Here is a 25,001-nt window from a genome sequence, read left to right as displayed (position 1 = left end):
GGAAAGTCTACCCCGAGGCCAGGGCGATGAGGCCATACACGGCACCGCCGATGGCGAGGATGAGGACGGCGCCGGTGACGCTCGTCGACATCCGATCGACGAATCCCACCTTCTGTCGCGTCAACAGCTGTGCCGAGAACGCGGCCAGGGTGCAGAGGCCGAGCGTGGCCGACAGCCCGAAGAAGGTCTCCCCCGGGCTCCAGAGCAAGCCGGACACGACGACGCCGACGAGCGCGAGCGCCCAGATGGAGACGACACTGATCCAGCGCAGCCGGGGGGAGAGAGTGGTTTCGCTCACGGACCCATTGTCACAGAGCGGACGCCATCGGACCACCAGCGGGCGCCCGGTGCGACGTGGGGTGCGGTCGTTCGCCTAATATGGTTCCAAACTCAGTCGGGAGGATGCGCGTGGCGCAAATTTTGGTCTTGACCTCCATGGTCGGCACCGAGGTCCTCCCATCCCTCGGGCTCCTGAGCCACCGCACCCGGCAGATCCCAGCCGACCCCGCACAACTCGTGAACGCTCCGAGTTCGGACCTCGTGCTCGTCGACGCCCGCCAGGACCTCGCGAGCGCCAAGTCGCTCTGCAAGATCCTCGGTGCGTCCGGGCTGTCGGTCCCACTCCTCCTCATCCTGACCGAGGGCGGCCTCACGGCTGTCAGCGCCGACTGGGGCGTGAACGACGTCATCCTCGAATCCGCCGGACCGGCCGAGGTCGACGCGCGGATCCGGCTGGCGATCGGCCGCGCCTCTCAGGAGCACTCGGCGAGCAAGATCCAGGCGTCGGGCGTCGTCATCGACGAGGCCAGTTACTCCGCGAAGGTCCACGGCAAGCCGCTGGACCTCACCTTCAAGGAGTTCGAGCTGCTCCGCTTCTTCGCGACCCACCCCTCCCGCGTGTTCACGCGCGAGCAGCTGCTGAGCGAGGTGTGGGGCTACGACTACTTCGGTGGCACGCGAACCGTCGACGTCCACGTCCGCCGGTTGCGCGCCAAGCTCGGCGACCTCGAGCAGCTCATCGGCACCGTGCGCAACGTCGGCTACCGCTTCAACGTCTACGAGGACGATCATGCCCCGGCTGACGCTGTCGGTTCGTAACGTCGACGACGCCCGCACCAGGGATGCGCTCGAGCGCGTCGTGCGCACGGCGTCGCTCGTCGACGGCCAGCCGCCGTTCAGCGACCAGTCGCTCATCGACGCCGCGTCCGGCGCCCGAACACTGATCCTCGCCGTCGAACCACAGGACCCGCCGGTCGACCCCGACGACTTCGCCGTCGTGGGCGCGGCCATCCTCGGCCATGGCGAACTCGAGTTCGTCGTCGAGCCCGAGTGGCGGGGTCACGGCTACGGTCGCGCCGCACTGCGCGGCGTCCTCGCCAACTGTCCTCCGCAGGTGCGCATCTGGGCACACGGCGACCACCCCGCCTCCCGGGTGCTCGCACAGGAGTTCGGCTTCTCGCCGGTCAGGACGCTGCTGCAGCTCCGCCTGACCAAGGCGCCGACGAGCCGCGCACGACCGGCCACCACTGGGCACGCGGATGTCACGGTCGGCACGTTCCGGCCGGGAGTCGACGAGGAGGAGTGGCTCGAGGTCAACGCGCTCGCCTTCGCCGACCACCCCGAGCAGGGACGCATGACCCTCGACGATCTCCGCGCCCGGGAAGCCGAGTCCTGGTTCGACGCCGACGACTTCCTGCTCGCACGAGGCTCCGACGGCGACCTCCTCGGATTCATCTGGTTGAAGGTCGAGGACACGGTCGGCGAGGTCTACGCGGTCGGCGTGCACCCTGCGGCAAGTGGCCAAGGGCTCGGGCGACTCCTGATGGAGGCCGGCCTCGCCCGCCTGCGGGATCGACGCGTCGAGGCAGTCACGCTCTACGTCGAAGCCGACAACCTCCCTGCGGTGTCGCTGTACCGCTCGCTCGGATTCACCGACCACACGATCGACGTGCAGTACGCGAGAACCGACGCCTGATCCTCTCCACAGCGGCGCGGCGCTGCGGCATTTACACAGTGTTCACCGCAGTCGTCGCGACCACCCCCGCCACGGTGTCATGATGAAGACATGCCAGCAGACCCAACCGTGCTCGATGTCGGCCTCGATGGAGACGAAGAGGACTTCGACCCCGCCTTCGAGCGGAACGATCCCGCGCTGCCCGAACACCGCTACCTCGACCGCGAACTCAGCTGGCTCGCCTTCAACCAGCGTGTCCTCGAGCTCGCCGAAGACCCGGCGCTGCCCGTCCTCGAACGCGCCAACTTCCTCGCGATCTTCGCCTCGAACCTCGACGAGTTCTTCATGGTGCGGGTCGCCGGCCTGAAGCGCCGCATCCTCACCGGACTGGCTGTGCCGACCAACGTCGGCAACGCTCCGGCCGACGTCCTGTCCGAGATCTCGCAGCAGGCGCACGTCCTGCAGGAACGGCACGCGCGCGCCTGGCACGACCTCGTCCGTCCCGACCTCGCCGAACGCGGCGTCACGGTCGTCACCTGGGACTCACTCGACGCAGCCGACCGCGAGTACCTCAGCGAGTACTTCAGCAACCAGGTCTTCCCGGTGCTCATGCCGCTCGCAGTCGACCCGGCGCACCCGTTCCCCTACATCTCCGGCCTCTCGTTGAACCTCGCGGTCCGAGTGCGGAACACCCGCACCGGGCGCGAGGAGTTCGCCCGACTCAAGGTCCCCCAGATGATGCCGCGCTTCGTCCGCGTCGGTCCGGCGGAGCGCCGTTCCGCGTCGCTGGACACCGCTCCCAGCGTTCGCTACATCGCCCTCGAGGAGGTCATCGCCAACCACCTCGGCCACCTCTTCCCCGGCATGGAGATCGTCGACCACCACGTCTTCCGCGTCACGCGCAACGAGGACATGGTGATCGAGGAGGACGAGACCGAGAACCTCATCCAGGCCCTCGAGAAGGAGCTGCTGCGCCGCCGGTTCGGGCCGCCCATCCGGCTCGAGATCACCGACGACATGGACGATGTCACCCTCGGACTCCTCGTCCGCGAACTCGACATCACCGAGCAGGAGGTCTACCGCCTGCCCTCGCCGCTCGACCTCGGTGGCCTCTTCAGCCTCGCCGGCATCGACCGCCCGGATCTCCAGTACCCGAAACGCGTCCCGACCACGGCGCTGCAGTTCCAGCCTGACGAGCCCAACGGCAAGCCCGACCTCTTCCGGTCGATCGCCCGTGAGGACGTCCTGGTCCACCACCCGTACGAGTCCTTCGCCACGAGCGTGCAGGCGTTCATCGAGCAGGCCGCCGCCGACCCGCACGTGCTCGCGATCAAGCAGACCCTCTACCGGACCTCGGGCGACAGCCCCATCGTCGAAGCACTCATCGACGCGGCCGAGGCCGGCAAGCAGGTCCTCGCGCTGGTCGAGATCAAGGCCCGGTTCGACGAGCAGAACAACATCTCCTGGGCCAGGAAGCTCGAGAAGGCCGGCGTCCACGTCGTCTACGGGCTCGTCGGGTTGAAGACGCACTGCAAGCTCGCGCTCGTCGTGCGGCAGGAGCGCGGCGTGCTACGCCACTACAGCCACATCGGCACGGGTAACTACAACCCGAAGACGAGCCGCATCTACGAGGACCTCGGTCTGTTCACGGCCGACGACCAGGTCGGCAAAGACCTCACCCGCCTCTTCAACGAGCTGTCCGGGTACGCGATCGAGAAGAAGTTCAAGCGACTCCTGGTCGCGCCGCGCCACCTGCGCAAGGGCCTCCTCAAGCACATCGAGCAAGAGCGCACGAACGCCGAGGAGGGCAAGCCCTCCGGGATCCGCATCAAGGTCAACTCGATGGTGGACGAGTCGATCATCGACGCGCTCTACCGGGCCAGCCAGGCGGGGGTCCCGGTCGACCTGTGGGTTCGCGGGATCTGCGCGCTGAAGCCAGGCCAGCCGGGGATGAGCGAGACGATCCGCGTGCGCTCCATCCTCGGGCGGTACCTCGAACACTCGCGCATCTTCTCGTTCCACAACGACGGCGACCCGCACGTGTTCATCGGCAGCGCCGACATGATGCACCGCAACCTCGACCGCCGCGTCGAGGCGCTCGTCAGGCTCACCGACCCGAAGCACCTCGAGGCGACCGCCGCGATGTTCGAGCAGGCCCTCGACGAGCAGACGTCGTCGTGGTGGCTCGACGCCGACGGCGTCTGGACGCGCCACGCGGTCGACGCTGACGGACGACCGCTCACGGATCTGCAAGACTCCCTCATGCTCGAGACCGCGGCCCGCCGCCGGCCGAGGAACCGTCGCTGACGACTTCGCACCGCGACCCACCCGAGCACCACGACACGACGAGGCAGTGACTATGACGACGACGGCAATCTACGCAGCCGGTGCCGTGTGCTGGCGTCTCATCGACGGCAAGGTCCACCTCCTCGTCATCCACCGCACGGTGTACGGCGACGTCACCATCCCCAAGGGCAAGGTCGATCCCGGAGAGACGCTCGCGCAGACGGCCGTGCGGGAGATCAAGGAGGAGACCGGCCTGAGCGTCCACCTCGGTGTGCCGCTCGGTGTCTCCACGTACCCCCTGTCGAGCGGTCGCGAGAAGATCGTCCACTACTGGTCGGCCGAGGTCACCGACCAGGCTGTCCGCGAGAGCACGTTCATCCCGAACGGCGAGGTCGCCGCCCTGGAGTGGGTCACCATCAAGCGGGCACGGAGCTACCTCAGCTACGAGCGCGACGTGGAGATCCTCGACGCCTTCGCCGCACTGGTCGACGAGGGAGTCACAGCGACCTTCGCCCTCATCGCGATGCGCCACGGGAAGGCCACGTCCCCCTCCGAATGGCCTGGCGAGGACGCGACCAGGCCGTTGGCGCCACGCGGCGTCAAGCAGGCCGCGGGGAACGTCGCGACCCTGCTCGCCTTCGGTCCTCGCAAGATCGTGACGAGCACGGCCGTGCGCTGCGTCAGCACCGTCAGCCCGATCGCCGCGGCCGCGGGCATCGAGCCGAAACGCTCCGACCTCATCAGCCAGGACGCCTACGAGCGCGGTGAATCGGACGTCCGCCGGGTCGTCGGCCGCCGCGTCCGGGCGCTCAAGACGGCGATCCTCTGCAGCCACGGGCCGGTCCTCCCCGAGATCCTGCACGAGATCGCGCTCGCCACCGGGTCCACCCGAGGCTCCTACCTCGGAAGCGCCGCCGCACTCGAGACCGGGGCGTTCTCCATCGTGCACCTCTCCCGGACGAACCCGAGCTCCGGCATCATCGCGATCGAGACGCACGAACCCCGCGTCTGACCCATCCGCGCGAACCCCCTGAACAGGGGCCGTTCGTGGTGCATTCGCGGCGTTGCCACGTCGGCCGCCATGAAGCCGTCGATATCCGTTCACCCGTTGTTTACCATCACGGGGGATGCTCGTCATGCCACGTGGTTAGCGTCACTGACGAGCCAGCACCGGCTCGCACCCACACCAATGAATGGACATCCCTGTGAAGTTCTCACGTTTCGGCCGCGTCGCGGTCGTAGCAGCAGTCGCAGCCGTCGCACTGACCTCCTGTGCGGCCAACGAAGGCGGCGCCACCGCCACAAGCGCAGCCGCCAGCGACCTCAAGGGCAGCCTGGCCGGTAGCGGCGCATCGTCGCAGGGCAGCGCCCAGGAAGCCTGGGTCGCCGCCTTCCAGACGTCGAACCCGGACGTCACCATCAACTACTCCCCCGACGGCTCCGGCGCCGGCCGCAAGGCGTTCATCGCCGGCGGCGTGCAGTTCGCCGGTTCGGACTCGGCCCTCTCCGACGAAGAGCTCTCGAGCACCTTCGCCGCATGTGCAGCCGACACCAAGGCGATCGACCTCCCGGTCTACATCTCCCCGATCGCGGTCATCTTCAACGTCGAGGGCGTCGACGAGCTCAACCTCGACGCAGCGACCATCGCGAAGATCTTCGCCGGTCAGATCACCAGCTGGGACGACCCGGCGATCGTCGCGCTGAACCCAGAGGCCAAGCTCCCCTCGACCCCCATCACCGCCGTCCACCGCTCGGACGACTCGGGAACGACGAAGAACTTCGCCGACTACCTGAACAAGAACGCTCCGGACGTCTGGACCGCTGAGCCGGCCGACACCTTCCCGTTCCAGTCGGGTGAGGGTGCCAAGGGCACCTCCGGCGTCGTCGACACCGTCAAGGGTGGCACCGGCACCATCGGCTACGCCGACGCGTCGAAGGCCGGCGACCTCGGTGTCGCGAAGATCAAGGTCGGCGAGGAGTTCGTCGAGTACAGCGCCGAGGGTGCTGCCGCCGTCGTCGAGGGCTCGCCGCTCGTCGAAGGCCGCGAGGCGAACGACATCGCGATCAAGCTCGACCGCGAGACCACGGACGCGACCCACTACCCGATCGTGCTCGTGAGCTACCTCATCGCCTGCCAGGAGTACGCCGACCCGAAGGTCGCCGACCTCGTCAAGGCCTACGCCGGCTACATCGCCAGCGACGCCGGCCAGGAAGAGGCTGCGAAGTCGGCCGGTGCTGCGCCGCTCTCCGCAGACCTCGCCAAGAAGGTCCAGGACGCGATCGCGTCCATCAAGTAATCCAACGGTCGAGCGTGCCGGGTCCTGCCCGGCACGCTCGACCTGCGTCACCAGCACCCGCAGTACCCGCTCCCCGAGTCTGTCGAGGGGCACCACCATCGCATCGAGAGAACGGGAACCCATGGCTGTCGAGGCCCTAGCTGCGAGACCCAAAGCCAAGCAACGAGTCGGCGACCGCGTCTTCTCGACGCTCTCCGTCGTCTCCGGATCACTCATCCTCGTCATCCTGGCGGCGGTCGCGATCTTCCTCATCGTCCAGGCGTTCCCGGCCCTCACGGCCGACTCCTCGTCGTTCACCGGTGCTCCGACGAGCTTCTGGGCCTACGTCGGCCCGTTCGTCTTCGGCACCATCTGGGCGGCCATCCTCGCCCTCGCGATCGCCGTGCCGCTCTCGCTCGGGATCGCCCTCTTCATCACCCACTACGCGCCGCGCCGACTCGCGGTCGCCCTCGGCTACGTCATCGACCTCCTGGCCGCCGTGCCGTCGGTCGTCTACGGCCTCTGGGGTGCGCTCGTCCTCGCGCCGTTCGTCCAGCCCTTCTTCGCCTGGCTGTCCGAGAACCTCGGCTGGATCCCGCTCTTCGGTGGCACGGTGTCCGGCACCGGTCGCACGATCCTCACCGTCGCCCTCGTGCTCGCGGTCATGATCATCCCGATCATCACGGCCATCTCCCGGGAGATCTTCCTCCAGACCCCGAAGCTCCACGAGGAGGCCGCGCTCGCGCTCGGCGCCACGCGCTGGGAGATGATCCAGATGGCGGTCCTGCCGTTCGGACGCCCAGGCATCGTGTCCGCCTCCATGCTCGGCCTCGGACGCGCCCTCGGCGAGACGATGGCCGTCGCGCTCGTGCTCTCCCCCGCCGCCGTCTACTCGTTCTTCCTGCTCACCTCGAGCAACCCGAACACCATCGCGGCGAACATCGCCCTGAACTTCCCCGAGTCCTTCGGCATCGACGTGAACAAGCTCATCGCCACCGGCCTGATCCTGTTCATCATCACCTTCGTGGTGAACTTCATCGCCAGACTCATCGTCAACCGTCGTAAAGAATTCTCGGGAGCGAACTGATGACCGCCACGACCGACCGCCGCCAGGCGTCCATCGCCACGCCGTTCTCCAACTCGCTCACCGCGGGCAAGCTGCCGAAGTTCGCGCCGCTCACGATCCTCGCGGGCAGCCTCATCGTCAGCGGCGTCATCTTCCTGCTGCTGCAGCAGTCGACGGCCGACAAGAGCTACAACGTCCCCGGAGCCGTCGTGCTCGGTGCCGCGCTCTACGCGGTGACGGTGTACGTCTCGTCACTCATGGTGGAGGGACGCCGGAAGGCCAAGGACCGCCTGCTCACCACCCTGGTGACCGCGGCCTTCGTCGTCGCCCTCCTGCCGCTCGTCTCGGTCGCCATCACGGTGATCTCGGCCGGCGCAGCCCGCTTCGACATCGAGTTCTTCTCCCTGTCGATGCGGAACGTCGTCGGTGAGGGCGGTGGAGCACTGCACGCCATCACCGGCACCCTGCTCATCACGCTGGCCACGTCGGTCATCTCCATCCCGATCGGGATCCTGACGGCGATCTACCTCGTCGAGTACGGTCGCGGCAAACTCTCCCAGGGCATCACCTTCCTCGTCGACGTGATGACCGGCATCCCGTCCATCGTCGCCGGGCTGTTCGCCTTCGCCCTGCTGGCGATCTTCTTCGGCCCGGGCGTCCGGCTCGGCATCGGCGGCGCCATCGCGCTGTCGCTGCTCATGATCCCCGTCGTGGTCCGCTCCAGCGAGGAGATGCTGAAGCTCGTGCCGAACGAGCTGCGTGAAGCCTCCTACGCCCTCGGTGTGCCGAAGTGGCTGACCATCCTGAAGATCGTCCTCCCCACCTCGATCGCCGGCATCATCACCGGCGTGACGCTCGCCGTCGCCCGTGTCATCGGTGAGACCGCGCCCCTCCTGATCATCGCCGGCTTCACCCAGAGCATGAACTACAACCTGTTCGACGGCCCGATGATGACCCTCCCCGTCTTCGTGTACACCCAGTACGCGAACCAGGGCACCGACGGGGCGGCCTACGTGGACCGCGCCTGGACCGGCGCACTCGTCCTCATCCTCATCGTCATGGCGCTGAACCTCATCGCCCGACTCATCGCCAAGATCTTCGCCCCCAAGTTCGGCCGCTAGGCCGCGAGCAAAGGAACCCCGTGTCCAAGAGCATCGAAGTCAACGACCTCAACGTCTTCTACGGCAGCTTCATGGCTGTCGAGGGCGTCTCCCTCCAGATCCAGCCCCGCACGGTCACCGCCTTCATCGGCCCCTCCGGCTGCGGCAAGTCCACCTTCCTCCGCACCCTGAACCGCATGCACGAGGTCATCCCCGGCGCACGCGTCGAGGGCGAGGTCCTGATCGACGGCAACAACCTCTACGGCCCGGGCGTCGACCCAGTCCTCGTCCGTCGTCAGGTCGGTATGGTCTTCCAGCGCCCGAACCCGTTCCCGACGATGAGCATCAAGGAGAACGTCCTCGCGGGCGTCAAGCTCAACAACCGCAAGATGTCGAAGTCCGATCAGGACGCGCTCGTCGAGCGCTCGCTTCAGGGCGCCAACCTCTGGAACGAGGTGAAGGACCGCCTCGACAAGCCGGGCTCCGGTCTCTCCGGTGGTCAGCAGCAGCGTCTCTGCATCGCCCGTGCCATCGCCGTCTCCCCCGACGTCGTGCTGATGGACGAGCCGTGCTCGGCCCTCGACCCGATCTCCACGCTCGCCATCGAAGACCTCATCGAGGAACTCAAGCAGGAGTACACGATCGTAATCGTGACGCACAACATGCAGCAGGCGAGCCGCGTCAGCGACAAGACCGCGTTCTTCAACATCGCGGGCACCGGCAAGCCGGGCAAGCTCATCGAGTACGACGACACCACGACGATGTTCTCGAAGCCGTCCGTCCAGGCGACCGAGGACTACGTCTCTGGTCGCTTCGGTTGATCTGACGCCGGCATCACGACAGCCCCGCCCGGGAATCCCGGGCGGGGCTGTCGTCGTCTGCAGCGGCTCCGCGAGTCTGTCGAGGCGAAGGGCCTGCCGATACACCCTCTCGGGCCGGAGGGAACGGACTACGCCGTCTCGATGACCATGATCGGGTCGGTGGTGGGCTGCTTGGAGCCACCCTGCGGCTCAACCGTCACGCCGACCTTGTCGCCCGCGCTCATGGCGCCGTCGAGGACCCGCCAGGTGGTGCCGTTCGCTGCGGAGAAGGTGCCGGCCGAGACCGGGCCTCCCTCGCCGATGTACCAGAGTTCGTAGACCTTGTCTGACGGCAGGGAGCCGAGTCCGTCGACGAGCAGAGCTGACTTGCCGAGCTCGCCCGACCAGACGAGGGTCGCCGTCGCATCGTCCATGGACACCTTCGCGCGCTGGACGTCGGACGCCGCGTTGATCTCCGCGAGCGCGACCGTCTGCGTGAGGGATCCGCCACCGAAGGTGTTCGCGAGTCCGACACCACCGAAGATGAGGCCGACCGCGGCTGCGGCGCCGACCACCATGCCGACGGCACTGCGACGCCACCGTGAGGCGGCCTTGCGCTCCGCTGCACCGGCCACCGGGGTGGTCGCTGCTGCAGGGGCAGGCGTGGCGGTCGGTGTCGACACCGGCGTCTCGTCGACCTCTGGGAGCTCGGTCGGGAGCGGCTGCACCTCGGCGACAGGAGCGTCGACGGGGGCGTCAGCGGGCAGCTGCGGCAAGTTCTGGATCGCAGCCATGAGCGAGTTCTTGAGCGCTGCCGACGGCTGCACGGGAGGTGCTGCGAGGTCGAGCATGGCGACGGTCTCCTCGAATTCCGCCGCTTCCTCGCGGACGGACTCGTGTTCGGCGCGCAGGCGGTCGAACCGCTCCTGCTCGCGCGGGGTCAGGGTGTGCAGCGCGTTTCCGGCTGCCAGGTCTGTTGCATCGTCTCGCTCGGTCATGTACGCACCCCCAACTCGTCTCGAAGTCTGATCATTCCGTCTCGCAACCTGGTCTTCACCGTACCGATGGGCACGCCGAGCAGGTTCGAGATCTCGCTGTGACTGTAGCCGCCGTAGTAGGCGAGCGAAACAGCTTCGCGTTGCAGCTCGCTCAACCGGACGAAGGCCCGCTTGACGCGTTCGTGCTCGATCCGGATCTCGACCGTCTCCTGCACGTTGTCGACACGCTCGTCGAAGTCGCGGATGCCGATCTTGAGATCGCGGTCACGTCCGGCCTGTGAGGCCCGCACGCGGTCGATCGCACGACGGTGCGCCATGGTGAGCACCCAGGTCGTGGCCGTGCCCTTGCCCGCCTCGAACTTCTGGGCGTTCTGCCAGACCTCGAGGAACACCTCCTGGGTGACCTCTTCGGACTGCGCGTGGTCGACGAGCACCCGCTTGACGAGTCCGAGGACCCGCGGCGCGATGTGGTCGTACAGCTCGCTGAACGCGACCTGGTCGCCGCCGGCCACGCGGATGAGGAGCGCGTCGAGCACGTTCGCCAAAGACACCTGCGGTGCAGCGTCGGCTTCCGGTCCCGTGGTCACAAGTCTTAGCTTCTCACGGACACCGGCCGTTTGCGCGACGCCCACCCGAGGTCGGGTCTGCGTGTACAGTGCGGCGGTCATACACGGAGTTCGGTGCCGACCCGGGATCCGATTGGAGGAATCGACGCGATTCGACACCCCAGTTCCGGTGTCATCACGGAACGGGCGGCAGGCGGCTGAAGACCTCCGCACAAAGCAAGTGCCAGGCCGCAGGAACGCCTCTCGGCGCAAGGCCGCTCGAAGCGGCGATTTTTGGAGCCCGGGGTTACTGCGGCCCGGCTAGAACAGTGTAGCAAGGGATTACCTGTGGACATTCCCAGGTCGAAGGCCTTGACCAGGGCGCCTGGATCAGTCGAGGGAATCGGTGCGCCACAGTCGGGCGCAGCCGGCGAGCTCCTCGGCGATGGTGCTGAACCGCGCGGCCTTCGTGGTGAGTCTCGCGGCGTCGGCGGGGTCCACCGCATCCCGGTCGTTCGCGAGGGAGGTGCAGCCGACCGCGTTGATCCGGCAGAAGGACGCCGCCCGCTCGAGGGCGATCGCGAAGTCGCCGGTGTACAGCCCACGGAGGATCTGGTCGGCGAGGACGATGATCTCCTCCGGCCCGGTCGGCTCGGCCGCGCCGGCGATCACGGGGTCGACGGTGGTGATGAGCTCGGTGCCCCGCTGGAAGCTGAAGCTCGTGCCCACCGGGTCCTGCCGGATGAGCAGGCGCAGTAGGTAGATCCGCCAGAGGGCTCCTGGGAGGCTCCGCGGGCTGGCGTGCGACCAGAGTTCGGCGATCGCGTCGATCCCGTGCTCGTCCGTGTACGTCACGAGGCGATCGACCACGGCAGGGTCCGGGTCCGCCCGCACCCGGGTGAGGAGGGCGACTGCCGTCTCATGGGTGATCCTCGAGACGGCCTCCGGGTCGAGACCGCCCTGGATCGCTTCGAGCATCGACGGCGGGAGCTTCGTCGGACGATGGAACCCCTCGGTCATGCCTGCTCCTCCCTGCGACGCGCTTCGCGCACCCGACAACGGTACTCGCCTCGTGGGGCGATCCTCCCCCGTGGCCCCGGCCCGCGCGTCAACGGGTGCCGTCGAAATCTCGTAGAGTAGAGCGCGTATGGGCCTGTAGCTCAGTTGGCAGAGCATCGGACTTTTAATCCGCGGGTCGTGGGTTCGAGCCCCACCGGGCCCACCACAGACGCGGTACTCGAACGCGTCACGTCGGGATAGACGGTCGTCGCCCGCCCATCCCCCGGCGTGGATCGCTACATCGACGCGGCAGGTCGTGTCGGGCGCACATCGCCCGCAGCGCCGAAGGCGTCCTCCCGGACCCGCGTCGCCTCGGCCCACTGCGCCTCGGGGACGATGGCGTCGATCGCGAGCCGCCACATGCGGTCCACCGACGCTGCGATGTCCGAGCGCCCGACCGTCGCCTGGGCGGTGAGCTGGACACCGGTGAAGAACCCGATCAACGTGCGGGCGAGGTCCGGCGCCGACATCGAACTCACCAGGTCCCCGGCTTGCAGCGCCACATCGAGCTGAGCGGCCGTCCCCGAGATCCAATCCTCGTAGAACGCACCGGCCGGTTGGCTCAGCGAACCCTCATCGAGCGTCAGTCTGATCCCGGCCCGGACCACCGGGTCGTTCTCGAGTTGGTCGACGATGGCGCGCGAAACCCGGATGAGCCGTTCGAGGACCCCGTCGTACTGTTCCGACACCCGTGCCATGAGCGGCATCGACCGGTCGTGCTGCTCGTGGATCACCGCGAGGGCGATCTGTTCCTTCGATTTGAAGTGGAAGTACATGGAGCCCTGCGAGATCCCGGACGCCTGCGCGATCATCGACAGACTGGCGTTCCCGTAGCCGATGCGGTCGAAGACGGTCGCGGCACCCTCGACGATCGCGTCCTGCGTCACCTGTCCGCGCTCCTGGGTGGGCGTTCGTCGCGTCCCCGGCATCCTGACCTCCTCGCGCAGCCTGTGTTCCGACTCCGATCTACCGGCGCCGTATCCGTCGACCGTGGCCGGTCGGGGCCTCAGCCTAGGGCTCGGAGTTCGCACAGCAGACCTTTTTTCAATAACTGGTACGAACGACTTATTCGTGACACACTGATGGAGGTGATGCCGCCGCAGTCCACGCCTCAGTGGACTGTGTCGTCGCGACGGGGGTTTGCGACGCTCACCGCCTCGACCGGTGGGTCACGCAGGGATCGGGGGATCCAGCGCTGCGTGATCCACCCGGTCACACACGTGACGTGATCAGTGCGCGAGCAGCTCCGGGAGGCCGGCCACCGTCGCTTCTTCCGCGAGGCTCGCGTCGACCGAGACGAACGACAGGACCGTGACAGGGACGCCGAGACGCGCGGCTGCCTCCAGTTTGTTGTGGCCGTCGAGGACGAAGTGCACGAGACCCGTGTGGGCGTCGGCGCGGTCGAACGGCTGCGTCCGGTCCAGCACGGAGACCGCGAGCACGGTCGCCGCTCCCCCGGCACGAAGCCGCTCCTCATACGAGGCCACGCGCTCGCGGTCGTTCCAACCGGGCGGCACCATCGGCACGAGGAACTCGAAGAGGGTCTCGTGCTCGCCGGTCGTCCGGGTCGGGCCGCGGTAGTAGCCGGTCGCAGGGTCCTCCGGCGCCCCGAGCGTGGGGTCGATGCCGCGGTGCGCGACCTGCTCCCGCGAGAAGTAGTCGTGATCGTCACCCGGCGCGACGAGGACGGGCTCGATGGACAGCAGGAGCGGCAGGTAGGTCCCCTCGGGCAGGAACGTCGACACGAGGTCGAGCAACGAAGGATCGTCGATCGCGGGCACGCCCTCGTCCAGGTGATCGTGCAGTGCGTCTACGGCGAGCGCCCGAGCACCCTCGTCCAGACGACGGAACAGCAGCGCGCAGCTTCCGCACGGGAAGCTCAACTCGAACGCCTGCGCGCCATCGACGATGAGGTGGCGTCCGCCCGGCTCACGGAAGCCGGAGAAGCGCAGTGCGGCGTCGGGCGTCCCGAGGTGGGCCGGCGCCGCGTGATCGAGCAGGCCGGTTCGAGATCGGGCGGGTCCGTCGGTCATCGAGCTACTTCCGGACGGCAGGGATGATGACGCCGTCGATCACCGACACGAGGAAGTCACGCGTCACCGGCTCCCGCAGCATGAGTACGCGATAGCTCACCATCGCCTGGCTGATCAGCGCAAGGGTCTCCACATCGGCGTCCGCGCGGATCTCGCCGCGGTCGATCGCGCGCTGCAACAGGAAGCGGTTGACCGCCATGCGCGGCTCCACGATCGCCGCATGGATGGACTCGGTGAGCTCCGGGGCATCCGAGATCATCGACATCACGCCGGCGAACACGCGCATCTTGCGCTCACCCTCGGCGATGGACGGCGCCTTGATCATCGCGACGAGGTCGCCGCGGAGTGAGCCGGTGTCGGGCAGCTTCGAGAAGTCGGGATCGATCTGCTTCATGCAGGCGACCGCGTCGATCACGAGTTCGGACTTCGACGCCCATCGGCGGTAGAGCGTCGCCTTGCCGGCCTTCGCCCGCGCGGCGACCATGTCGACCGTCATCCCGGCGTAGCCCGTGTCGGCGAGGACGTCGAGCGCGGCGTCGAGGATCTCAGCGTCCCGCGTGTGGTCGCGCTTCCGGCCGAGCTTCGGCGCTGCGGGTGGGGTCTCGAGCTGCGTCATCGCGGCTCACCTCCCTTTCGTCTCCGGGAACAGCATAGTTCAGGAACTCGAACGTTCTGGAACTATTCGGTTCCGAAACTGCTCAGTTCCGTATAGAGTCCTCAGCATGACTTCGAATCTCGCCGCCGGAACCCCGGCAGTCTCCTCACGCCGCTGGTGGACGCTCGTCACCGTCGGCCTCGCGCAACTCATGGTCGTGCTCGACGCCACCGTCGTGAACATCGCGATGCCCGCCGCACAGGCCGACCTCGGGTTCTCCGACGGCGATCGCCAGTGGATCGTCACCGCCTACTCCCTCGCCTTCGGCAGCCTGCTGCTGCTCGGCGGACGCCTGTCCGACCTCATGGGCCGGAAGCGGGCCTTCATCATCGGGCTCGTCGGGTTCGCGATCGCCTCGGCCCTCGGAGGCGCAGCGGACTCGCTCGGCACCCTCGTCGCCGCGCGGGCACTCCAGGGCGTCTTCGCCGCCCTCCTCGCACCGACCGCGCTCGCGATGCTCACGACCACCTTCACGATCCCGAAAGAGCGCGCCCGCGCGTTCGGCGTCTTCGGTGCGATCGCCGGCGCAGGTGGCGCGGTCGGTCTCCTCCTCGGCGGATTCCTCACCGAGCAGTTCGACTGGCGCTGGAACCTGTACATCAACGTGGTGATCGCCGTGGTCGCCATCGTCGGGGCGGTCCTCTTCATCACCACACCGAAGACGACCGGCCCCCGCCCCAAGCTCGACGTCCCGGGCACCGTCCTCGTCTCGGGTGCGTTGTTCAGCCTCGTCTACGGCTTCGCCAATGCCGAGACCGACGGATGGGACTCGCCGCTCAGCTGGGCCTTCCTCGCCGCCGCAGCCGTGCTCCTCGTCGTGTTCGTCCTCTGGCAGCGCCGGGCCGCGCACCCGCTCCTCCCGTTGTCGATCATCCTCGACCGCAACCGCGGTGCCGCGTTCATCTCGGTCATGATCGCCGGAGCCGGGATGTTCGGCATCTTCCTCTTCGTCACCTACTACCTGCAGGCCTCGCTCGGGTACTCACCGCAGCAGACGGGCTTCGCCTTCCTCCCGATGATCGCGATGCTCGTGCTCGCCGCACAGCTGGGGACCAACCTCCTGGTCCCCCGCTTCGGCCCGAAGGTCATGGTGCCGTTCGGCATGACGCTCGGTGCGATCGGCATGCTCCTCCTCACCCGACTCGACCTCGACAGCTCCTATGTCGGCAACGTCATGCCCGCGCTCATGGTGCTCGGCTTCGCGATGGGATCGATCATGCCCGCCTCGATGCAGACCGCGACGCTCGGTGTCGACCGGGCGTTCGCCGGGGTCGCCTCGGCGACGGTCAACACCAGCCAGCAGGTCGGCGGGTCGATCGGTGTGGCGCTGCTCAACACCCTCGCGGCGAGCGCCGCCACGGCCTACGTGACCGAAAACGCGCCGCCCACCCCCGAGGTGCTCGCGCAGGCCGCGATCCAGAGCTACCAGACCGCCTACTTCTGGGGTGCCGGGTTCTTCGCGGTCGGCGCGGTGACGGCGGCACTGCTGTTCCGCCGACGCAACCAGGGACTCGCCCTGCACCACGCCCCGGAGGCGTCCGCAGAGCCGGTGCTCGCGCACTGATCCCACCGGGTTCCGAGCACACGGCCGTCGCGCACTCGCGCGGCGGCCGTCTGCGTCATGGGAGGGCCACGCGGTCGGCGGTCAGGCGGAGACGCGGAGGATCGACGTCATCTTCTTCCCCTTCGCGACCTCGTCCACGAGCTTGTCGAGCTGACGGACGCGCTGCATCAGGGGGTCCTCGATCTCCTCGACGCGGATGCCGCAGATGAGGCCCGTGATGAGCGACGCGTTGGGGTGCATTGCCGGCGCTTCGGCGAAGAAGGTCTCGAAATCCGTACCGTCGGCGAGCACCCGTTCGATCGCGGCGTCGTCGTAGCCCGTGAGCCAGGTGATGACCTGGTCCACCTCGCCCTTCGTGTGCCCCTTCCGCTCCGCCTTCGCGACGTAGAGCGGGTACACGCTGGCGAAGCTCGTCGTGAAGATGCGATGTCCGGCCATACCGGTCAGTCTCCCACCGTCGAGCGTTCGGGACCAGGCCGATCGCGGGCTATCCGTCGCTCGTCGTCCATCGCTCGGGGGACGCGTCCTGTCGCGACGGTTGCCTACCCTGGCAGCATGACGAATCCCGGACAGCACCCGCAGACGCCTTCGCCATCGCCATCGCCGTCACCCTCGACGGCACCAGCCTCGACGCCCGTCGATCCAGCCGTGCCCCAGCGGCAGGTCGCGACCTACGACCACGCCCTCCGCGCCGCACCGGCCTGGTGGCGCGGCGCCCTCGCACTCCTCCTCCTCGTCGTCGGGTTCCTGATCCTCTCGATCGTTCTCGGCGGCATCGCGCTCATCGTGGACGTGGCCACCGGGGCCTACACACTCGACGACGTCGCGAACGGCCTCATGACGCTGACGCCGGTGACGATGCTCGCGAACAACCTGTCGCTCGCCGCGCTCATCCCGGTGTCGATGCTCATCCAGTGGGCGCTCTTCGGCGTCCGGCCGCGGTGGCTGTCCTCGGTGGAGGGTCGCTTCCGCTGGGGCTGGTTCGGGCGTCTCGCGCTCATCATCGTCCCGGTGTGGATCGTGTACGTCGGCGCCTCCGTCCTGCTCTCCCCGCTCGATCCCATCGTGGTCGACGGCACCATGATCGCGATGCTCGCCGTCGTGATCCTCACGACGCCGCTGCAGTCGGCGGGCGAGGAGTACGGGGCGCGCGGCCTCATCCAACGTTCCGTCGGATCCTGGTTCAGTCGACCGATCACGGCGTTCCTCGTCGGCACGGTGGTCTCCGGCGCGGTCTTCGCCTCGGTGCACTTCGCCGGCGACCCCTGGCTCATCGCCTACTACTTCGTGTTCGGCGCCTCGATGTCCTTCGCCGCCCGCGGAACCGGTGGCCTCGAGGCTCCGGTGCTCATCCACGCGACGAACAACGTCCTCCTCCTCGTCCCCACGGCCCTCATGTCGCAGACCGACCAGGTCTTCGAGCGAGGCGAGGGTGCCGGCGGACCGTTCATGCTCATCCCGATGGCGCTCTGCGTCGCCGCAGCCGTCGTGAGCACCTGGTGGGGGCGCAGGAACGGCGTGACCGCGACGGCTCCGCTGCCGCCGAGCCGGGTGACGAAGCAGCAGGGGACGCCGCCGGCCGCCATGGCCGCTCCGGTGGCTACGCCGACGCAGCTGCCGACGACCCCGCAGGATCCGTCGGCGGCTCCACCGCGATGACCTGCCCGCCGGTCACTCGCACGAGCTCCTCGAAGGTCGTCGGGAACACCGTGTGCGCATGGCCGGCTGCGGCCCAGACCTCCGGGTAGGCAGCGAGCGCCTCGTCCACATAGGTGCGGATCGGTTCCGGGTGACCGACGGGCGCGACGCCGCCGATCACCTGTCCAGTCGCCGCCTTGACGACCTCGGCGTCAGCACGCTTCAGCCGTCCACCGAGCCGCTCGCCGACCCAGGCGGTGTCGACACGGTGGGCGCCGCTCGTGAGGATCAGCGTCGGCTCGCCGTCGAGCGTGAACACGAGGGAGTTCGCGATCGCCCCGACCTCGATCCCCAAGGCCTCCGCTGCGAGCGCTGCCGTTCGTGCAGCATCGTCGAGCCAGGTGACCTCGCCCTGAGCCCCGCGATCGCGCAGCGTCTGCTCGACGATGGACACGGCAGGATGCGCTCGATCACTCATGCGACCATGCTGCCGCATCGGGCCGTCGGCGCGCGAGTGCCGGGACGCCGCGCGGGACGGCAGGACGCGGCGCGAGGTCAGTCGCCGAGTGGGACGAGCGTAACCCCGAGTCCCGCTTCCCGGAGGAGTGCGATGGTCTCGGGTGCGGCCCCGTCGTCGGTCAGGAGCGCGTCGAAGGCCTCCAGGCCGGCGATCCGGCCGAGCTGCCGCACCCCGAGCTTCGAGGCATCGGCGACCACGACCACCCGCTCGGCCGCGCGCACCATCCTGGCCTTCACCTCGGCTTCGGGCAGGTTGACGTTGGTCACGCCATGGCCTGCGTCGACACCATTGCACCCGATGAAGGCGAGATCAGCGTGGACCTGGCCGAGCAGCGACCCGGCGAGCGGATCGACGAGCGAATGCTGCAGCGGTCGGAGCGACCCACCCGTGACGATCACCGAGAACCTCGGGATCTCCGACTCGAGTTCGAGAGCGATGGTCAGACCGTTCGTGATGACCACGACGTCGGCGAGGTCGCGGCGAGCCTTGAGCGCGCGAGCGAGGGCGAGGCCGGTGCTGCCGACGTCGACGATCACGCTCTGACCGGAGCGCACCATCGCGGCCGCCGCCTCACCGATCCGCTGCTTCGCATGCGCCGAGGTCGCGGTCGCGAGTTCGATCGGCGACTCCACGGCGCCGCGTCCCTGCACGGGCATCGCGCCACCGTGCACGCGGACGGCGTCGCCCTGGTCGACGAGGGTGTCGAGGTCCGTCCGGGCGGTCACCCGGGAGACGCCGAAGTCGTCGGAGATGTCGGCCACGCGCACGAAGCCGCGCTCGTCGAGGAGCTCGCGGATGCGGTCGCGTCGCAGTGGGGCGGGCAACTGCATCGGCTCGTCGTCGGACATGCATGAATCTTCGCTGACTTGCCTATACTTTTCAAGGCGAAACGTTGTACGTTTCCTTTCGACAACCCGTTCTGAGGATCCCCATGCCCCCACTCGACGACACCTTCGTCATCGACCCGGCGATCGCGAGCTCGACCCAGCGCCTCGCCGACGGTCGCGAACTCATCTACTTCGACGACGTCGACACGACGCTGCCCGCGGAGCGCCTGCCCGACGCACGCGAGCTCGCGCCACGACCACCGACCGCGTCCATGCGCCAGGATCCGCTGACCGGTGAGTGGATCTCGATCGCCGCCGCCCGCCAGAACCGGGTGATGCTGCCCCCGGCGAACCTCGACCCGCTCGCACCCGCGAGTCCCTCGAACCCCTCCGAGATCCCCGACCAGTACGACGTCGCGGTCTTCGAGAACAAGTCGCCGTCCTTCGGGCCGCTCCTGGAAGACGAGAACGCACCGGTCGATCTCGCCGACCTCGAGACGATCGGGATCGGCCGGACGCGCACCTCGGTCGGCCGCTGCGAGGTCGTGAGCTTCAGCCCGTCGAGCACCGGCTCCTTCGGTTCGCTGTCCCGCACCCGGGCGCGCACGGTCATCGAGGCGTGGGCCCGCCGGACGCACGCGCTGTCGCAGATCGACTCGATCCAGCAGGTGTTCCCCTTCGAGAACCGCGGGGAGCAGATCGGTGTCACCCTCCACCACCCGCACGGACAGATCTACTCCTACCCCTACGTGACCCCGCGCACGCAGCGGCTCATCGCCGCGAGCGAGGCCTACGGTCCCGGACTCTTCACCGACATCCTCGCCGCCGAGCAGGCTGACGAGCGCGTCGTCCTCGCGGGCGAGCACTGGACGGCGTTCGTCCCGTTCGCGGCGCGCTGGCCCATCGAGGTGCACCTGCTCCCCCACCGGCACGTGCCCGACTTCGCCGCGACCTCGCTCGAGGAACGGGATGAACTCGCCGTCCTCTACCTGCGGCTGCTGCGCGGCGTCGACGCCCTGTACGACACCCCGACCCCGTACATCGCCGCCTGGCACCAGGCCCCGACCCGTGTCCACCGCGACGAGCTCCGACTCCACCTGCAGCTCACCTCCCCGCGTCGTGGAGCCGACCGCTTGAAGTACCTGGCCGGCTCCGAGGCCGCCATGGGCGCCTGGATCGGCGACGTCCCACCGGAGACCACCGCCACCGCCCTGCGCGCCGCGATCGCCGCAGCCCACGAGGAGAACCCCGCATGACCGACCTGCAGCGCACCGCCACGAGCGGATTCGAGAACGCCTTCGGCAGCGAGCCGCGCGGCCTCTGGACCGCGCCCGGCCGCGTGAACATCATCGGCGAGCACACCGACTACAACGACGGCTTCGTGTTCCCCATGGCGATCGACCGCCGCACCGTCGCAGCCGTCCGGCGTCGCGACGACGACCGCATCCGGGTGTCGAGCAGCTTCTCACCCGAGATCGTCGAGGTCTCGGTGCGCGCGCTCGATCCCGACGCCTTGCACGGCTGGTCCGCCTACCCGCTCGGCGTCGCGTGGGCGCTCGGCCAGTTCGGGGCACCCTTGCAGGAGGTGCCCGGGGTCGACATCTACATCCACTCCGACGTCCCGGTCGGGGCAGGCCTCTCCTCCTCCGCGGCCATCGAGGCCTCGGTCGCCGTCGCACTCACCGAGATCTGGCACCTCGACCACGACCGCCGGACGCTCGCGAAGATCTGCCAGCTCGCCGAGAACCGAGCGGTCGGTGCGCCGACCGGCATCATGGACCAGTCGGCGTCGCTCCTCGGCCAACGTGACTGCGGCGTCTTCCTCGACTGCCGCTCGCTCGAGACCGACGTCATCCCGCTCGGCTTCGAGGAGCACGACCTCGAGCTGCTCGTCATCGACACGCGCGTCGAGCACGCCCACGTCTCCGGCGGGTACGCGGCACGTCGGGCGTCCTGCGAGGCGGGGGCCGCAGCGCTCGGCGCCGACTCGCTCCGCGACGTCACGGTCGGCGACCTCGAGCGCGCTCGTGAGCTGCTCGACGACGAGACCTTCCGTCGTGTTCGTCACGTCGTGACCGAGAACCAGCGTGTCCTCGACACCGTCCGGACCCTGCGCGAGCACGGCCCGACGTCGATCGGCGAGCTGCTCGTGGCCTCGCACGCGTCGATGCGTGACGATTTCGAGATCTCGGTTCCGGAACTCGACCTGGCCGTCGAGACGTCGATGGCGGCCGGTGCGATCGGTTCGCGCATGACCGGTGGTGGCTTCGGGGGTGCGGCGATCGCCCTGGTCCCCGTCGCCCTGGCATCGTCCGTGGCCGAGGCGGTCACGGCGGCCTTCGCCGAGGCATCCTTCACCGCCCCGACCATCTTCCCTGTCCGCCCCGCCGCCGGCGCCACCCGAGAATCCTGACCTCCCCTCCCCTGCCCGCGAACTGTCACTTCCGGCTAGTCCCGGCCGCTCGGACTAGCGTCGAGTGACAGTTCGCGGGCAGGGTGTGGAGAACTTCCGACGCCGAAGCGCCGCAGTCGGCACCGTGGTGGGATGGTCCGCCGACGTCCCCTCCCCCTCGAACTCAGCAAGCAGCCGTTCTCCATGGCCGACGCCGACGAACTCGGCGTGCCTCGATCGCGGCTACGAGCGCGCGACCTCGCCACGCCGCACCGAGGCGTCCGGGCACCGCTCGACCAGCCCACGGACATCCCCGGTCGCTGTCACGCCTATGCCCCACTCCTGCACGATGGGCAGTTCTTCAGCCACGTGAGCGCGGCGGCCTTGCACGGCCTCCCCGTGCCCACCTGGGAACATGAGGCACCACTCGATGTCGCGTCCATCGCGCCGGCACGCGCGCCTCGAGGATCGGGCGTGCGTGGGCATCAACTCGACGGCGACCACTGGGAGGTCGTCGCCGTCGAGGAACTGCCGGTACTGACCGCCGTCGACGCCTGGTGTCAGCTCGGAACCCGGCTTCCCTTGGACGACCTGGTGATCGCCGGCGACGTGCTGCTCCGCCGCAAGCGACCGCTGGCCTCGGAGCAACAGATCGTCCGTGGGCTGGCACGGATGAACGGCCGTCGCGGCGCGAAACGGCTGCGGCTCGCGTTCTCGATGATGCGGCCGCGGACGGATTCGCCGATGGAGACCGCATTGCGCCTGCTGATCGTCCGCGCGGGCCTTCCGGAACCGCTCGTCAACGAGGTGATCTCGGACGCCCACGGACGGTTTCTGGCTTTGGGCGACCTGGTGTATCCCGAACAGCGGGTCCTCGTCGAATACGACGGCGGCACCCACTTCACGGATGAACGGCAGATCTTCCACGACATCGATCGACTCGACCGAGTCATGGCAGCGGGCTGGCGGGTCATCCGGGTGAATTGCTCGCACCTGACGGACCCGTCGCCCATCCTCACCGCCCTGGCTCGCGAACTGTCACTTCCGGCTAGTCCCGGCCGCTCGGACTAGCGTCGAGTGACAGTTCGCGGGCTGGGTTAGGGGGTGGCCATGCGGACGACGTTGGCGAGGAGACCGACGCGGGTCATGGGGCCGACACCACCGGGGTTCGGACTGATCCACGAGGCGACCTCGGCCACGTCAGGGGCGACGTCGCCGACGACCCGGGACTTGCCGGTCTCGGGGTCGGTCTCGCGGCTCACACCGACGTCGAGGACGATGACGCCCGGCTTCACGGCATCGCGCGTGACGATCCCGGGGACGCCCGCCGCAGCGACGATCACGTCGGCGGTGCGGAGGATGTCGTCGAGTCCGACCGTTCCGGTGTGCGTCAGCGTGACCGTCGCGTTGTATTCGCGACGGGTGAGCAGCGGGCCGATCGCGCGACCGACGGTGACCCCGCGGCCCACGACGACGACGTGCTTGCCCGCCCAGCTGATCCCGTGACGTTCCACCAGCTCGATGACGCCCTTCGGCGTGCACGGCAGCGGCGTGTGGATCGGGCGGTTCACGTTGAGCACGAGACGACCGAGGTTGGTCGGGTGGAGCCCGTCGGCGTCCTTCTCGGGATCGATGCGCTCGAGGATCGCGTCGGTGTCGATGTGCTTCGGCAACGGCAGCTGCACGATGTAGCCGGTGCAGCTCTCGTCGGCGTTGAGCTCGTCGAGGACGGCCTCGAGCTCCTCCTGCGAGACCGTCTCGGGCAGGTCGCGTCGGATCGACTCCATGCCGACCTCGGCGCAGTCGCGGTGCTTCCCGGCGACGTACCACTGCGAACCCGGGTCGGACCCGACGAGGACGGTGCCCAGCCCGACCGAGATGCCACGCTCCTTGAGCGCGGCCACCTCGATCGCGAGTTCGGACTTGATGGCGGTGGCCGTGGCCTTACCGTCGAGGATCTGTGCGGTCATGCGCCCGCGCCCTACTGCTGGAGGCCGGGGTAGAGCGGGAAGCGCTCGGCGAGCGCGGTGACGCGCTCCCGGAGGGCTCCGGCCTCGGCACCGTTGCGCAGCGCGAGGGCGATGATGTCGGCGACCTCGGCGAACTCGGTGTCGCCGAAGCCACGCGTCGCGAGCGCCGGCGTACCGATCCGCAGCCCGGAGGTGACCATCGGCGGGCGCGGGTCGAACGGCACCGAGTTGCGGTTGACCGTGATGCCGACCTCGTGGAGGAGGTCTTCGGCCTGCTGGCCGTCGAGCTCGGAGGTGCGGAGGTCGGCGAGCACGAGGTGCACGTCGGTGCCGCCGGTGAGGACGTCGATGCCGGCGGCCTTCGACGCCTCGGAGGTGAGCGCCTCGGCGAGGAGCTTGGCACCGCGGAGCGTGCGCTCCTGGCGGTCCTTGAACTCCGCCGTGGCGGCGAGCTTGAACGCCGTCGCCTTGGCGGCGATGACGTGCATGAGCGGTCCGCCCTGCTGGCCGGGGAACACGTTCGAGTTGAGCTTCTTGGCGAGCTCCATGTCGCGGCTCACGATGAAGCCGGAGCGCGGGCCGCCGATGGTCTTGTGCACGGTGGAGGACACGACGTCGGCGAACGGCACGGGCGACGGGTGGACACCTGCGGCGACGAGGCCGGCGAAGTGCGCCATGTCGACCCAGAGCTTCGCGCCGACCTCGTCGGCGATCGCGCGGAACGCGGCGAAGTCGAGCTGGCGCGGGTAGGCGGACCAACCGGCGATGATGACCTGCGGCTTGTGCTCGAGTGCCTTGTCGCGGACGACGTCCATGTCGACGAGGAAGGTCTCGGGGTCGACGCCGTAGGAGACGGCGTTGTAGAGCTTGCCGGAGAAGTTGAGCTTCATGCCGTGGGTGAGGTGACCACCGTGGGCGAGCTCGAGACCGAGGATGGTGTCGCCGGGGGTGGCGATCGCCGAGAGGACCGCGGCGTTGGCCGTGGCGCCCGAGTGCGGCTGGACGTTCGCGTACTCGGCACCGAAGAGGCTCTTGGCCCGCTCGATCGCGAGGGACTCGGCGATGTCGACGAACTCGCAGCCGCCGTAGTAGCGACGACCCGGGTAGCCCTCGGCGTATTTGTTGGTGAGGACACTGCCCTGCGACTGCAGGACGGAGACGGGCACGAAGTTCTCGCTCGCGATCATCTCGAGGGTGTTGCGCTGGCGACCGAGCTCCTGCTCGAGGACCGCTGCGATCTCGGGATCGACCTCGGAGAGTGGCGCGTTGAAGGTGTCGGACAAGACTGGCTCCCTTTTGTGACAGAACGGATGTCGGT

At 68.5% G+C, this 25,001-nt stretch carries 25 protein-coding genes and 1 tRNA gene; 14 read left to right on the top strand and 12 right to left on the bottom strand.

Annotation, left to right across the window (positions count from 1 at the left end; all coding sequences use genetic code 11):
• Window positions 1-7: 7 nt before the first annotated feature.
• On the bottom strand, window positions 8-298 hold the full coding sequence (locus IFU30_RS07025; RefSeq protein WP_064296602.1) for a hypothetical protein: 291 nt from the start codon (window positions 296-298) through the stop codon (window positions 8-10).
• A gap of 110 nt (window positions 299-408) precedes the next feature.
• Between IFU30_RS07025 and IFU30_RS07020 the strand changes: the two genes are divergently transcribed.
• From IFU30_RS07020 to pstB, 8 genes are all read left to right on the top strand, one after another.
• Entirely contained in the window at window positions 409-1,098 is a 690-nt protein-coding gene (locus IFU30_RS07020; protein WP_175116223.1) for a response regulator transcription factor, read from the top strand.
• Entirely contained in the window at window positions 1,070-1,975 is a 906-nt protein-coding gene (gene mshD, locus IFU30_RS07015; protein ID WP_192004719.1) for a mycothiol synthase, read from the top strand. The genes IFU30_RS07020 and mshD overlap by 29 nt, the downstream gene beginning before the upstream one ends.
• A gap of 90 nt (window positions 1,976-2,065) precedes the next feature.
• Window positions 2,066-4,261, top strand: coding sequence for an RNA degradosome polyphosphate kinase (locus IFU30_RS07010; RefSeq protein WP_079705346.1), 2,196 nt, complete (start codon window positions 2,066-2,068; stop codon window positions 4,259-4,261).
• Window positions 4,262-4,313: 52 nt separating this feature from the next.
• Window positions 4,314-5,252, top strand: a complete 939-nt coding sequence (locus IFU30_RS07005; protein ID WP_192004718.1) for an NUDIX hydrolase — start codon at window positions 4,314-4,316, stop codon at window positions 5,250-5,252.
• Between the two features lie 193 nt (window positions 5,253-5,445).
• On the top strand, window positions 5,446-6,537 hold the full coding sequence (gene pstS / locus IFU30_RS07000) for a phosphate ABC transporter substrate-binding protein PstS (protein WP_079706246.1): 1,092 nt from the start codon (window positions 5,446-5,448) through the stop codon (window positions 6,535-6,537).
• Between the two features lie 121 nt (window positions 6,538-6,658).
• Entirely contained in the window at window positions 6,659-7,603 is a 945-nt protein-coding gene (gene pstC, locus IFU30_RS06995; RefSeq protein ID WP_079705344.1) for a phosphate ABC transporter permease subunit PstC, read from the top strand.
• On the top strand, window positions 7,603-8,703 hold the full coding sequence (pstA, locus tag IFU30_RS06990; RefSeq protein ID WP_086474391.1) for a phosphate ABC transporter permease PstA: 1,101 nt from the start codon (window positions 7,603-7,605) through the stop codon (window positions 8,701-8,703). Before pstC ends, pstA begins: the two co-directional genes overlap by 1 nt.
• Before the next feature lie 20 nt (window positions 8,704-8,723).
• Entirely contained in the window at window positions 8,724-9,503 is a 780-nt protein-coding gene (gene pstB, locus IFU30_RS06985; protein ID WP_056007815.1) for a phosphate ABC transporter ATP-binding protein PstB, read from the top strand.
• Window positions 9,504-9,631: 128 nt separating this feature from the next.
• Here pstB and IFU30_RS06980 read toward each other — a convergent pair whose 3' ends face one another.
• The 3 genes from IFU30_RS06980 to IFU30_RS06970 all read right to left on the bottom strand — a co-directional run bounded on the left by IFU30_RS06980 (window position 9,632) and on the right by IFU30_RS06970 (window position 12,045).
• Window positions 9,632-10,480, bottom strand: a complete 849-nt coding sequence (locus tag IFU30_RS06980) for an anti-sigma factor (RefSeq protein ID WP_192004717.1) — start codon at window positions 10,478-10,480, stop codon at window positions 9,632-9,634.
• Window positions 10,477-11,067, bottom strand: coding sequence for an ECF RNA polymerase sigma factor SigK (sigK, locus tag IFU30_RS06975; RefSeq protein WP_229940357.1), 591 nt, complete (start codon window positions 11,065-11,067; stop codon window positions 10,477-10,479). Before sigK ends, IFU30_RS06980 begins: the two co-directional genes overlap by 4 nt.
• 348 nt (window positions 11,068-11,415) lie before the next feature.
• Entirely contained in the window at window positions 11,416-12,045 is a 630-nt protein-coding gene (locus IFU30_RS06970; protein WP_086474394.1) for a DNA-directed RNA polymerase subunit beta, read from the bottom strand.
• 129 nt (window positions 12,046-12,174) lie between these two features.
• On the opposite strand from IFU30_RS06970, the gene IFU30_RS06965 reads away from it, so the two are divergent.
• Window positions 12,175-12,250, top strand: a tRNA-Lys gene (locus tag IFU30_RS06965).
• A 70-nt stretch (window positions 12,251-12,320) separates the two neighbouring features.
• Here IFU30_RS06965 and IFU30_RS06960 read toward each other — a convergent pair.
• From IFU30_RS06960 to IFU30_RS06950, 3 genes are all read right to left on the bottom strand, one after another.
• Window positions 12,321-13,013, bottom strand: a complete 693-nt coding sequence (locus IFU30_RS06960; RefSeq protein ID WP_192004716.1) for a ScbR family autoregulator-binding transcription factor — start codon at window positions 13,011-13,013, stop codon at window positions 12,321-12,323.
• Window positions 13,014-13,313: 300 nt separating this feature from the next.
• On the bottom strand, window positions 13,314-14,117 hold the full coding sequence (locus IFU30_RS06955; RefSeq protein ID WP_192004715.1) for a hypothetical protein: 804 nt from the start codon (window positions 14,115-14,117) through the stop codon (window positions 13,314-13,316).
• 4 nt (window positions 14,118-14,121) lie between these two features.
• Window positions 14,122-14,733, bottom strand: coding sequence for a TetR/AcrR family transcriptional regulator (locus IFU30_RS06950; RefSeq protein WP_079705324.1), 612 nt, complete (start codon window positions 14,731-14,733; stop codon window positions 14,122-14,124).
• 106 nt (window positions 14,734-14,839) lie between these two features.
• Here IFU30_RS06950 and IFU30_RS06945 point away from each other — a divergent pair, with 106 nt between their 5' ends.
• A complete protein-coding gene (locus IFU30_RS06945) occupies window positions 14,840-16,336 on the top strand; it encodes an MFS transporter (RefSeq protein WP_192004714.1) in 1,497 nt (498 codons plus the stop codon).
• A gap of 81 nt (window positions 16,337-16,417) precedes the next feature.
• On the opposite strand, the gene IFU30_RS06940 is transcribed toward IFU30_RS06945, so the two are convergent.
• Entirely contained in the window at window positions 16,418-16,774 is a 357-nt protein-coding gene (locus IFU30_RS06940) for a DUF2200 domain-containing protein (protein WP_192004713.1), read from the bottom strand.
• A gap of 117 nt (window positions 16,775-16,891) precedes the next feature.
• Between IFU30_RS06940 and IFU30_RS06935 the strand changes: the two genes are divergently transcribed.
• A complete protein-coding gene (locus IFU30_RS06935; protein ID WP_192004712.1) occupies window positions 16,892-17,995 on the top strand; it encodes a CPBP family intramembrane glutamic endopeptidase in 1,104 nt (367 codons plus the stop codon).
• Here the strand turns inward: IFU30_RS06935 and IFU30_RS06930 are convergent.
• Together IFU30_RS06930 and IFU30_RS06925 are read right to left on the bottom strand one after the other, a co-directional pair.
• Entirely contained in the window at window positions 17,937-18,452 is a 516-nt protein-coding gene (locus IFU30_RS06930) for a YbaK/EbsC family protein (RefSeq protein WP_086474411.1), read from the bottom strand. The two genes, IFU30_RS06935 and IFU30_RS06930, sit on opposite strands and share 59 nt — an antisense overlap.
• Before the next feature lie 77 nt (window positions 18,453-18,529).
• Window positions 18,530-19,342, bottom strand: coding sequence for a DeoR/GlpR family DNA-binding transcription regulator (locus tag IFU30_RS06925; protein ID WP_192004711.1), 813 nt, complete (start codon window positions 19,340-19,342; stop codon window positions 18,530-18,532).
• Window positions 19,343-19,425: 83 nt separating this feature from the next.
• Here IFU30_RS06925 and galT point away from each other — a divergent pair, with 83 nt between their 5' ends.
• From galT to IFU30_RS06910, 3 genes are all read left to right on the top strand, one after another.
• Complete coding sequence (galT, locus tag IFU30_RS06920) at window positions 19,426-20,577, top strand: galactose-1-phosphate uridylyltransferase (protein ID WP_192004710.1); 1,152 nt, start codon at window positions 19,426-19,428, stop codon at window positions 20,575-20,577.
• On the top strand, window positions 20,574-21,734 hold the full coding sequence (galK, locus tag IFU30_RS06915; protein WP_192004709.1) for a galactokinase: 1,161 nt from the start codon (window positions 20,574-20,576) through the stop codon (window positions 21,732-21,734). Before galT ends, galK begins: the two co-directional genes overlap by 4 nt.
• Window positions 21,735-21,866: 132 nt before the next feature.
• Window positions 21,867-22,784 carry a hypothetical protein gene (locus tag IFU30_RS06910; RefSeq protein WP_192004708.1) on the top strand — a complete coding sequence of 306 codons (918 nt, stop codon included), beginning with the start codon at window positions 21,867-21,869 and terminating at the stop codon, window positions 22,782-22,784.
• 26 nt (window positions 22,785-22,810) lie between these two features.
• Here the strand turns inward: IFU30_RS06910 and IFU30_RS06905 are convergent, their stop codons facing one another.
• A complete protein-coding gene (locus tag IFU30_RS06905; RefSeq protein WP_085510300.1) occupies window positions 22,811-23,683 on the bottom strand; it encodes a bifunctional methylenetetrahydrofolate dehydrogenase/methenyltetrahydrofolate cyclohydrolase in 873 nt (290 codons plus the stop codon).
• An 11-nt stretch (window positions 23,684-23,694) separates the two neighbouring features.
• Window positions 23,695-24,966, bottom strand: a complete 1,272-nt coding sequence (gene glyA / locus IFU30_RS06900) for a serine hydroxymethyltransferase (RefSeq protein ID WP_192004707.1) — start codon at window positions 24,964-24,966, stop codon at window positions 23,695-23,697.
• Window positions 24,967-25,001: the final 35 nt, after the last annotated feature.

This window comes from Plantibacter sp. CFBP 8798 (genome assembly GCF_014841195.1).
GTDB lineage: Bacteria > Actinomycetota > Actinomycetes > Actinomycetales > Microbacteriaceae > Plantibacter > Plantibacter auratus.
The sequence above is the reverse complement of the archived record's forward strand: the minus strand, read 5'-3'. Positions and strand labels throughout refer to the sequence as shown.